General features: G+C 65.3%; 12 protein-coding genes. 6 read left to right on the plus strand and 6 right to left on the minus strand.

Annotated elements, in window-relative coordinates; genetic code table 11:
- From HPY83_18965 to HPY83_18985, 5 genes are all read right to left on the minus strand, one after another.
- Positions 1-860, minus strand: an 860-nt coding sequence (locus HPY83_18965) for an N-acetyltransferase (protein ID NPV10032.1), incomplete at its 3' end; no start/stop codon positions are given.
- A gap of 11 nt (positions 861-871) precedes the next feature.
- On the minus strand, positions 872-2,065 hold the full coding sequence (locus HPY83_18970) for an aspartate aminotransferase family protein (GenBank protein NPV10033.1): 1,194 nt from the start codon (positions 2,063-2,065) through the stop codon (positions 872-874).
- A 45-nt stretch (positions 2,066-2,110) separates the two neighbouring features.
- A complete protein-coding gene (gene argB / locus HPY83_18975) occupies positions 2,111-2,899 on the minus strand; it encodes an acetylglutamate kinase (protein ID NPV10034.1) in 789 nt (262 codons plus the stop codon).
- Entirely contained in the window at positions 2,871-3,791 is a 921-nt protein-coding gene (locus HPY83_18980; protein NPV10035.1) for an esterase, read from the minus strand. The genes argB and HPY83_18980 overlap by 29 nt, the downstream gene beginning before the upstream one ends.
- A 34-nt stretch (positions 3,792-3,825) precedes the next feature.
- Positions 3,826-4,839 (minus strand): N-acetyl-gamma-glutamyl-phosphate reductase, encoded by a 1,014-nt coding sequence (locus HPY83_18985; GenBank protein ID NPV10036.1) that lies wholly within the window; start codon positions 4,837-4,839, stop codon positions 3,826-3,828.
- 631 nt (positions 4,840-5,470) lie between these two features.
- On the opposite strand from HPY83_18985, the gene rpsB reads away from it, so the two are divergent.
- The 6 genes from rpsB (at position 5,471) to HPY83_19015 (ending at position 10,126) form a co-directional block, all read left to right on the plus strand.
- On the plus strand, positions 5,471-6,433 hold the full coding sequence (gene rpsB, locus HPY83_18990; GenBank protein NPV10037.1) for a 30S ribosomal protein S2: 963 nt from the start codon (positions 5,471-5,473) through the stop codon (positions 6,431-6,433).
- A 50-nt stretch (positions 6,434-6,483) separates the two neighbouring features.
- Positions 6,484-7,083 carry a translation elongation factor Ts gene (gene tsf / locus HPY83_18995; protein ID NPV10038.1) on the plus strand — a complete coding sequence of 200 codons (600 nt, stop codon included), beginning with the start codon at positions 6,484-6,486 and terminating at the stop codon, positions 7,081-7,083.
- 56 nt (positions 7,084-7,139) lie between these two features.
- Positions 7,140-7,856: a UMP kinase gene (locus tag HPY83_19000; protein ID NPV10039.1), complete on the plus strand. Its 717-nt coding sequence runs from the start codon at positions 7,140-7,142 to the stop codon at positions 7,854-7,856.
- 40 nt (positions 7,857-7,896) lie between these two features.
- On the plus strand, positions 7,897-8,454 hold the full coding sequence (gene frr / locus HPY83_19005) for a ribosome recycling factor (GenBank protein NPV10040.1): 558 nt from the start codon (positions 7,897-7,899) through the stop codon (positions 8,452-8,454).
- Positions 8,455-8,598: 144 nt separating this feature from the next.
- Positions 8,599-9,309: a di-trans,poly-cis-decaprenylcistransferase gene (gene uppS / locus HPY83_19010; GenBank protein NPV10041.1), complete on the plus strand. Its 711-nt coding sequence runs from the start codon at positions 8,599-8,601 to the stop codon at positions 9,307-9,309.
- A 22-nt stretch (positions 9,310-9,331) separates the two neighbouring features.
- Complete coding sequence (locus HPY83_19015) at positions 9,332-10,126, plus strand: phosphatidate cytidylyltransferase (protein NPV10042.1); 795 nt, start codon at positions 9,332-9,334, stop codon at positions 10,124-10,126.
- Between the two features lie 6 nt (positions 10,127-10,132).
- Here HPY83_19015 and HPY83_19020 read toward each other — a convergent pair whose 3' ends face one another.
- Positions 10,133-10,417, minus strand: coding sequence for a metal-sensitive transcriptional regulator (locus HPY83_19020; protein ID NPV10043.1), 285 nt, complete (start codon positions 10,415-10,417; stop codon positions 10,133-10,135).
- Positions 10,418-10,694: the final 277 nt, after the last annotated feature.

Raw genomic sequence — 10,694 nt, forward strand, 5'->3', positions numbered from 1 at the left:
GCTCTCTCGTACGTGAAGGCGAAGATCCCAGGAAGGCCCAGCCCCCGCGCATCCTCCAGCAGCCCTCTCACCACCGCGCTGCCAAAGCCCTGCCCCATGCGCTCAGGCGCTACCGCCACCGCACGCACCTCGGCGAGGTCATCCCAGAGCACGTGCAGAGCGCCGCAGGCGATCACGCTGCCATCCTCCGCGAATACGGTGAAGTCCCGCAGGTTCTGGTACACGTGACTGCGCGAGCGGGCCAGCATCCGCCCCTGGGCCGCATGGCCGTTGACGATGGCCACGATCTGATCCACGTCCCCCACCAGGGCCTTGCGCAGGCCATCCGAGCGGGGCTCTGCCCCCTCGGTCGGGAGCTCGATGATCACGCCCTCTTCGTCGCAATCGGGGAACTTGAGGCAGTCTATGCAGTCCACCCAGATCTTGCGGGGAAGGTCACCCCGGTCTATGTGCCGGAACCCTAAGCGCTCGAAGAAGGGGCGCTGGTAGGTCAAGGCGAACACCCGGGGAATGCCCAAGGCGGAAGCTTGCTGCAACAGAGCGCCAACGATCTCCCTACCCAGTCCGTTGCCCTGACGCTCCTCCAGAACGGCGAGCGAGCGCACCTCGGCCAAGTCGCTCCAGAGCAGGTGCAGCGCTCCGCAGGCCTGCACCTCCCTGCCTCTAACTACCACCAGGAAGTCCCGTATGCCCTGCAGCACCTGGTTCAGGGACTTGGGCAGCATGAGACCCTGCGAAGCGTACCGGTTGACCAGCCGCTGGATCTGGGGAGCATCGGCAATCCTGGCCGGTCGCAGCACCTCTCCACCGGTCAGCGACCTCGGCTGGAGTCCTCCCACTTCCTTGACCGCTTGAGCCACGCCTACTCCGCCTAGCCCTGGTCCGGCAACACCCGGTCCAGTATGGCGATCATCTCGTCCACGTGCTCCTTGCCAATCACCAGGGGCGGTAGGAGCCGCAGTACCCTGGGGCCGGCCACGAGCATTATCGCCCCCTCACGGTAGCCCTTGCTCACGTAAGGGGCCGCCTCGTCGGTCAGCTCCAAGGCCCACATCAGCCCCATACCCCGCACCTCGACTACGTTCGGCTTGCGCTCGGCCAGCAACCGCAGTTGCTCGCCCAGGTAGCCACCCACATCCCGCACGTGCGCCAGGAAGCCTTCGTCTGACACTCGGCGCACCACCACCTGGGCCACCCGGGAGATGAGGGCGTTGGCAGCGAACGTGCTGCCGTGATCGCCCGGCTCGATTACCGAAGCCACGTCCTCGGTGACCACCACCGCGCCCATGGGCAGTCCCCCTCCCAGGGGCTTAGCCAGGGTCATCATGTCCGGCTCGATGCCGTACTGCTGATAAGCCCAGAGCCGGCCCGTGCGCCCTAACCCGCACTGAACCTCGTCCACGATCAGCAGCAAGCCCCGATCGTCGCACAGCCGCCGCAGCCCCCGGATGAACTCGCCATCCGCTACGTTGATGCCTCCCTCACCCTGGATGGGTTCCACCACGATGGCGCAGGTCTTGGAGGTAACCGCTCTCTCAGCCGAGTCCAGATCGTTGAAGCGGGCTACACTCACACCCCCGATGAGGGGCCGGAAGGGCGCCTGATACTGCTCTCGCGGGGTGGCCGCCAAGGCTCCGAAGGTTCGGCCGTGAAAGGCCCCGGTGAAAGCCACAATCTCGTAGCGGTCCGCCCCGTCCCGGCGCCCCCACTTCCGGGCGAACTTGAAAGCGCCCTCGTTGGCCTCGGCACCCGAGTTGCAGAAGAAGACGCGATCCCCAAAAGACAGATCGGCGAGAGACTGGGCCAGCCTGGCCATGGGCTCCATGTGGTACAAGTTGGAGACGTGGAAGTACCTGCCCGCCTGATCTTGGATGACCTGCATGATCTCGGGATCGCCGTAGCCGAGAGCGTTGACGGCGATGCCGGCGGAGAAGTCCAGATAGCGGTTGCCGTCGGTGTCGTAGAGATAGACCCCTTCGCCCCGGTCCAGCACGAAATCGGATCGTCGGTAGGTCTGGACGATGTATCGGTTCTCCAGAGCAATGACTTCGTCGCGTAGGCTCAATGTCCCTCCCTCACGTAGCGGCAGCAGTTGTGACCGCTCGTGCGGTCATCCCTGCACTACCGCGGTGCCGGCCCGGCCTCCGGTGGCGATGATCTCCAGGCCGCCGACGTCGGTGATGATCGCCTCCGGCACTCCCGCCTCGACTGCCTCCAGGGCCGACCGCACCTTGGGCACCATGCCACCACTGATGGTACCGTCCGCGATCAGAGCCTGGGCCTGAGCTGCCCCGAGACGCTCGAGCACCTGGCCTCCTGCCATCACGCCGGCAACGTTGGTCACCAGCAGCAGCGATCGGGCGCCCAGGCCCCGGGCGATTCCCAGCGCGGCGTGATCGGCATTGACGTTATACGTGCCGCCGTCGAGGCCGAGCGAGATGGGGGAGATCACCGGCAACAGCCCAGCGGTCAGTAGTGACTGCAGCCCTCGGGCATTGACCTCTTTGACCGCCCCCACGAATCCCAGATCCCCCGCGCTGTGGCGCATCTTCTCGACCCGGATCAGCCCCAGGTCCACGCCGCTGAGGCCCACCGCTGCTGCCCCGGCAGCCACCAGCCGGGCCACCAGGCGCTTGTTTACTGTGCCCGAAAGCACCATCTCGGCCACCCGGAGCGATTCGGCGTCCGTCACTCGTAGCCCGTCCACGAAGGCGGGCTGCAAGCCGAGCTGTTTCTGCAGGGCGGCTATCTCCTTGCCGCCCCCGTGCACCAGCACCGGCCGGGGATCCGTCATCCGCACCAGAACGGCGATGAACCTATCCAGGAAGGCGGCATCGTCCAGCTCGTTCCCGCCTACCTTGATGACTACGCTATCCACGACCGAAAGCCCTCTTGGGATTGGTGTCGGAAAACATCCTCACGTCCTCCGCCGAGAAGCCTTGCTCCCGGAGCAGAGGCAGAAAGAAGCGCGACAAGAAGTCGAACGGTCGCTGGTCGCCTCCGTGGGGCTCCCCAGGCCGATACCAGCCCGCATCCTGGGATAGCAGCACTCGTTCCTGCAGCCCCCAGTCGCACACGGCCCTGATCCGCTCCACGTAGGCTTCTAGGTCGGTGCCCGCCCGAATGCCGTCATACTCCAGGTAGCAGCCACGCTCCCCGATGGCCCGGTGGTAGCCCATGTCGGGCTCGTTCTGGGCATGCACCCACACGTACCGCTCCGGAGGCAGCCCCTCCGCGGTTAGAATGTTGGCCTCCTGAACCGCCAGACTGCCGGAGACGGTGTGGATCGCCACCGTCACTCCCAGCTCGGCGCCCACCCGACCGGCCGCGCGCAGGACCCTTTGCTCCAGCGGAGTGATGCCGACGTTCGTTACCGCCAGCTTTATGAACCCTCCCACTACCTCGCTGCCGTCCATACCTTCGGTCACTTCTGAGCGCAGCCACCGATCCAGATCCGCATCCGACATGGATCGGATCCAACCGGGCATCAACTCATCCCGGTACACACCGGCGCTGGCTACGATCGGAAAGCCAGTGGCCTTGGAGAGAGCAACGAGGGCGGCTACGTTCCGCCCTACTCCCAAGGGCGTACACTCGATGACGGCCGTCACACCCGCCTCACGGGCCGACTCTAGGTGCGACCTCATCACCGCCACCACATCGTCCGCCTCGACCTGGCCGAAGCCCGGCGTGTCCGGCGGGCGCAGATCGGTGACGATGTGCTCATGAGGGAGAATGACTCCCAGCTCCTCGGTGGCGATGTTTCCCGTGACGGTCACCAGGTAGCTCACTTGCCTGCCTCCCCCTCGGGTGGGATGGGCCCCGTCAGCCGATCAGGCCCAGCCGCTCGTCCAGGCCAAACATGATGTTCATGTTCTGCACCGCCTGGCCGGACGCCCCCTTCACCAGGTTATCTATGGCGGAGCACACGATCAACTGCCCCTCACGTACGGACGAGAGGGAGATCACGCAGCGGTTGGTATAGTTTACATGGGCCAGCGTGGCCAGCTTGCCATCGGGCAGCACGTGCACGAAGGGCTCGCCAGCGTACGTCTCCTCGTACAGCGCGCGCACCCGGCCCAGGTCCCAACCCGAACCAAGCCACACGTACATGGTGGACAGTATCCCTCGCGTAACCGGAAGCAGGTGGGGAGAGAAGGTAATCTCGTACGGTCCACCACCGGCAGCATCGAGCTCCTGCTCCATCTCACTAATGTGTCGGTGCCGGTAGCCAATGTTGTAGGGAGCCAGGTTCTCATTCACCTCGACGAAATGGGTGGTAAGGCTCAGCCCGCGGCCAGCGCCAGAGACGCCTGTCTTCGAGTCCACGATGATACGCCGGTCGGCGATGGCCCCAGCCGCGGCCAGAGGCCGCAGCCCCAGGATGACACTGGTAGGGTAGCACCCCGGGTTGGCCACCAGATCGGCGCCGGCGATCCGGCGGCGATACACCTCGGGGAGCCCGAAAACCGCCTCGGGCAGCATTTCAGGGGCAGAGTGTTCGTGGTTGTACCACCTCTGGTAAGCGGATGGGTCCTGCAGACGGAAATCAGCGCTTAGGTCTATGGCCCGCACCCCGGCATCCCTGACCCGCCGCACCATGTCAACGGACACCCCGTGAGGGAGACAGAGAAAGGCCACATCCACGCTCGAGATGTCGGCATCCTCGGCCTTGATTAGCGTATGCTCGTATGGACACGGGAAAGCCTCGGAGTACTTCTGGCCCGCGTAGCTCTCCGAGGTACAGAAACCAACCTCTACCTCGGGGTGCAGGGCGAAGCTCTTGAGGAGCTCATTCCCGGTGTATCCGGTGGCGCCAATGATGCCGACCCTCACCATCCCCTTTTCCCTCGTCCCGTGGACTTGCCGGCTGCCCGGCCGACTACCAGCGCCCGATGCCCACCCGCCCGGGAGCTTGCCCGGGCGGGTACAGCAGGCACTACGCTCGCATTCTAGCCAAAAGGGCCGACACAAGCCAGAGCGAACCAGTTCGGGATCAAGGCGCCGGGCGCGTTCGGATGGCAGTCGCGAGCGGCAGACGGGCGCAGGTGGCTTCCTCACCGTCTCTCAAGGGAGGCTCTCCGGCCGGCTACGAGGGCAAGGCGCTAGCATCCTGGCAGGTTCCAGCCTCCTCCTGAGCAGTCCGGGTCCCCAGGCGCGGCAAGCACTTGGGGACAGCGCGCGTGGGCCCGCGCCCTCCTCGACGCAAGGTGCACCAGGCGCCGTTGCCTGCCCCTCTCCGCTGCGCCTTGGGGCCCCCCAGTCTTCGGCAAAGAAGCAGCCCTTCCGCCGCCCAAGTCTGATAACCCCCGCGGAGTCCCCGCGCCGGGCGCGTTGGTGCATCGGTGGCAGCTCTGGTACAATTGTCCCTTGCGAATCTCACACACTTCCGGACGGTGCCGGGCGTGCCGCTCTCGCGGTCCGTTCGCCGGATGAAGGAAGTGGAGGAAACAACGCAGGAGGAACGGTAGTGGCAAACGTCAGCATGAAGGCGCTCCTGGAAGCCGGTGTGCACTTCGGCCACCGCACTCGCCGGTGGAACCCGAAGATGAAGCCGTACATATTCACCGAGCGCAACGGTATTCACATCATTGACCTGCAACAGACGCTGAAGGCCATCTCCCAGGCCACTGACATGGTACGCGACTTGGTGGCCAGAGGGGGAGTGCTTCTCTTCGTAGGCACCAAGCGACAGGCCCAGGAGAGCATCCAGGCAGAGGCTGAGCGCTGCGGGATGCCCTATGTCAATCAGCGTTGGCTGGGCGGCACTCTAACCAACTTCGTCACCATCCGGAGCCGCATCGCAGCCATGAAGCGGCTAGAGGAGAGATTCGAACGGGGGGAGATCGAGCGGCTGCCCAAGAAAGAAGCCGTCGCCCTCGAGCGTGAGCTGCAGCGCCTCCACCGCCGCTTCGACGGTCTGCGTACCCTGGAGAGGCTACCGGACACGCTCTTCGTAGTGGACGTGCACCGGGAGGACATCGCCATCACCGAGGCTAACCGCCTGGGCGTGCCCATCATCGGCATGGTGGACACCAACTCGGACCCTGACCCCATTGACCTGGTCATCCCCTCCAACGACGACGCCATCCGAGCCATCGGCCTGATGACCTCACTGATGGCTGACGCCGTCCTCGAGGGCCGCCAGGCACGGGAGGCCGCCGCTGGCGAGGCGGAGGAGGCCGAGCTGGAGCACGAGGCCATCCCCTATGACGAAGAGGGTGAGCCTGTGGAGCCTGTGTTCGTCCCCGAGTTCGAGATCGAGGAAGAGGCCGAACTAGCCGAGGAAGTGGACCTCGACTTCGATGAGGCAGAGGAGTACGAACTGGAGGAGGACGAGGATTACGAACTCGACGAGGACTATGAAGAGCTGCCCGAGAGCGACGCGGACGACCTGGATGTAGCCTCCGAGTATGAAGACGACGAGGTGTAGCAGCGCTCGGTCCGATCTGTGCCCAGTCTTTGACGAAGGAAGGTACCCCATTGGCCACAACTGCTGAGATGGTGAAAGAGTTACGTCAAGCTACCGGCGCCGGAGTACTGGACTGCCGCAAGGCACTGGAGGCCTGCGCCGGCGACATCGCCCAGGCCGCCGACTACCTGCGGAAGAAGGGGCTGGCCGCTGCCGAGAAGAAGGCAGGACGGGCCGCCAACGAGGGGACCATCGGGTCCTACATTCACACTGGAAGCCGGCTTGCTGCCCTGGTCGAGCTCAACTGCGAGACGGACTTCGTGGCTCGCACCGACGAGTTCCAGGAGCTGGCCCACGACCTAGCCATGCAAGTGGTGGCGGCTAGCCCGCGTTGGATCAGCGCCGAAGATGTGCCTACTGAGGTGGTGGACATCGAGAAGGACACCTACCGGCGCGAAGCCCTGGCGGAGGGCAAGTCCGAAAGAATCGTGGATCGGATCATCGAGGGGCGACTGGCGAAGTTCTACGATCAGTATTGCTTGCTTCGCCAGCCCTACTTCAGGGATCCGGACATTACCATCGCCGACCTGATCAAGCAGAAGATTGCCCAGTTGGGCGAGAACATCGTGGTCCGCCGATTTGTGCGCTTTGAGGTCGGCGGGAGCGAGTAGACTCACGCAGCAAGTGAAGCCCCGCCGGCCGGCGGGGCTTTCGCTGGGAGGCTCCATTGGCTCCGGTACGGTACAAGCGCGTGCTCCTCAAGATCGGTGGCGAGGCTCTGGCAGGCCCGGAGGGCTTCGGCATCGACCCTCACATGGCAGAGGAGGTCGCAAACAAGATCAAGGCCGTGCGAGACCTCGGGGTGCAGGTGGCCATCGTTCCCGGTGCCGGCAACATCTGGCGCGGGCGGGATGGGCTGGCCCACGGCATGGAGCGTTCCACAGCCGATCACATGGGCATGCTGGCCACCGTCATGAACGCTCTGGCCCTGCGGGATGCGCTGGAGCGCCTGGGTCTGGAGACACGGGTACAGACAGCCATCGAGATGACCGCCATCGCGGAGCCATACATCCGGCTCCGGGCCATCAGCCATCTCGAACGTGGCCGGGTGGTCATCATCGGAGCTGGCACCGGCAATCCATACTTTACCACCGACACCGCCGCTGCCCTCAGGGCCATGGAGATCGGGGCCGAGGTTCTGATCAAGGCCACCAAGGTGGACGCCGTCTACTCCGAGGACCCCATGGTCAACCCCCAGGCTAGGCGCTTCGACACGCTCTCCTACATTGATGCCCTGAACATGCGCGTTGGCGTCCTCGACAGCACCGCTCTCTCCTTGTGCATGGAGAATGAACTGCCCATCGTGGTCGTGGACCTGTGGCAACCTAACAGCATCGAGCGGGTGGTCCGAGGGGAGCAGATCGGCACCACCATCCGGAGCTAGCACCGCAGTCGCAAGTCCCCTAACGCGGAGGGTTGCATCCATGATAGATGATGTTGAGCGCGAGGCCCGCGGCCGCATGGAGGCCGCCATCGAGTCGCTCCGCGCCGACCTGGCCTCGATCCGAACCGGCAGAGCGTCTCCCGCACTCCTCGATCGCGTCCGGGTGGACTACTACGGGAGCCCCACGCCGCTGCAGCAGCTTGCCAGCATCTCCGTTCCCGAGCCCACCCAGCTACTCATCCGGCCCTGGGAGAGAAACATCCTCGGAGCCATCGAACGGGCCATCCTGGCAAGCGATCTGGGGCTTACCCCCAACAACGATGGACAGGTCATTCGCCTCAGTATTCCTGCCCTCACCGAGGAACGGAGGCGCGAATTGGTCAGGCAAGTCCATCGCCGCGTCGAGGAGGGCCGCGTCGCTATACGCAACGTCCGTCGCGACGCCCTCAATGACTTGAGGGAGTTACAGAACGAGAAGGAGATAACCGAGGACGACTTCTACCAGAGTCGCGACCAACTCCAGAAGCTCACCGACGAGTACATCAAGCGCCTGGAAGAGGTGGGCAAGGAGAAGGAGCAGGAGATCCTGCAGGTCTAGCGGACAGTGGTGAGTGGACAGGGAAGCGGGATGCGTGACCTGTGCCCGGCACCACTAGTCGCTCATCACGTATCACCATCCGCTAGCTACTAGGTGCTGCTCACCGAGGAGGCGTCCTTGGCGGAATACCCGCCGATCGAGAATATCCCCGCCCACGTCGGCATCATCATGGACGGCAACGGCCGCTGGGCCCGGCAACGGGGCCTTCCGCGCGCCGCCGGCCACCGGGCCGGCACCCGCAACATCAGGCCCCTGCTGGAAGCCGCCGTGGAGTTCGGCGTGCGCTACCTCACCATCTGGGCCTTCTCAACCGAGAACTGGGTGCGGCCCCAGGACGAGGTCAGCGCCCTCATGCAGCTGGTGGGCGAGTCGCTGGACCGGTGGCTTCCCGAACTGCACCAGAATCAGGTCCGCTTACGTCACATCGGCAAGCTAGACCGGCTTCCCGACTCACTGCGGGAGCGCGTCCTGCACGCGATCGCTCTCACCCAGAACAATCAGCGCATCACTCTGACGGTGGCGTTCGATTACGGAGGTCGCGATGAGATCGTGCGGGCTGTTCGCCGGATCATCGCCGAAGGCGTGCCACCCCAAGCGGTGACAGAGGAGTTGATCACCTCCTACTTGGATACCGCTGACCTGCCCGAGCCCGACCTTATCATCCGCACGGGCAACGAGTTCCGCACTTCGAACTTCATGATCTGGGAGTCAGCCTACTCCGAGTACTACATCAGCCCCGTCCTCTGGCCCGACTTCGACCGCGACGAGCTCTACCGCGCCCTCAGCAGCTACTCCCGCCGCGAGCGGCGCTTCGGAGGCCTATCGTCCAAGTCCCCGGCCACGGCTCGCCGCTAGCCGGGAACCGCCTGGTACCACCATGCTGCTCACCCGAGTCATGACTGCGGCCGTCGCCCTGCCCATCGTCGCTGTGGCCGCCTGGCTGGGGCACCCCTGGCTCACTGCCCTGGTGACGCTGGCCTTGGGGGCAGGGGCATACGAGTTCGCCCGCCTGGGCCTCCGCGCCGGGCATCAGGTGCCCCCGCCCCTATGCGCGGCAGCAGCCGCCGTCCTGGCTCTCGAAGCCGGAGCTACCCACGGGCGCTTCCGCCCGGCCCTGCTGGCGGCACTCCTCCTGGGCTGGGCCATCTGGTACGTATTTCACGCCCACAGCCCCACTCGCACCGAAGCTTGGGCCTTCAGCGCGCTTTCGTCCTTCTACGTAGGGTACTTGGGCTCCCACCTAGTCTCCCTGAGGCTGCTGCCCCACGGGCTGAGCTGGCTGGTCCTGGCCGTCGTCACCGTCTGGGTGAGCGACACCGGGGCCTACCTGGGAGGCCGCCAATGGGGCCGGGCCAAGCTGGCGCCCCACCTTAGCCCCAACAAGACCTGGGTCGGTGCCCTGGTGGGCTTGCTCTCTGCGTTACTGGGCGGAGCTGCCTTGGCCTGGGCGGGCGGGCTGGCTGTCCGACATGGGTTGGCCATCGGCCTGCTCGTGGGAGTGGTCTGCCCCTTCGGCGACCTCATCATCTCCATGGTCAAGCGCCAGGTGGGAGTCAAGGACTCGGGTTCGCTGTTCCCCGGGCACGGGGGAATGCTCGACCGGCTAGATACGCTGCTATTCGTGGGGCCGCTGGCCTACTACTATGCCACCCTGGCGGCCGGTGCTGCGTGAGGGACCTCACCCCCTCACCTTGAGGAGAAGGCGAAGCATCTCGCGCACCCGTTCGGCCTCGGGGTCCCGACCCGGCAGGCACCGGCCGATCTCGGCATCCACCAGCCGGGCCCCGATCTCATCCAGGGCCGCCCTGGCCGCCAGGTACTGGGTGATCACCTCGGCGCAGTCCCTGCCCTCTTGTACTAGCCGCTGCAGTCCACGCACCTGCCCCTCAAGCCGACGCAGCCGCACCAGCACATCGCCCGCGCCGTTCGCACTCGTCTGACTCAACCCCACCTCCCCAGGGATCTCGCCGTAGAGATCGCGGATGAGAGGGGGAGAGGGGGAGAGGGGGAGATGCGGAGACTGCTGATCGTGTCCTGCTGTCTGTCGCCGCTCTCCCCGTCTCCCTGTCTCCCCCTCTCCCCCTCTCCGCGTCTCCCCGTCTTCCCCTCTCCGCAGGGCTTTTCAACCCTCCTATGGTTGGGTGAGGAGGGCGAGGCTGGCTTCAGGGTGGAGACGCAGGTGACGGATGGCGTCGGGGACAAGGGGGAAGCCTAGGGAGCGCAGGAGGTTGAGGGCCAGG

The organism is Anaerolineae bacterium, from assembly GCA_013178015.1.
Lineage (GTDB): Bacteria > Chloroflexota > Anaerolineae > DRVO01 > DRVO01 > Ch71.

Excerpts from the sequence above, each read along its gene's own strand:
- HPY83_18985 (NPV10036.1), bottom strand. The coding sequence starts at position 4,839 with ATGGTGAGGGTCGGCATCATTGGCGCCACCGGATACACCGGGAATGAG.
- frr (NPV10040.1), top strand. The coding sequence starts at position 7,897 with ATGATAGATGATGTTGAGCGCGAGGCCCGCGGCCGCATGGAGGCCGCC.
- HPY83_19015 (NPV10042.1), top strand. The coding sequence starts at position 9,332 with ATGCTGCTCACCCGAGTCATGACTGCGGCCGTCGCCCTGCCCATCGTC.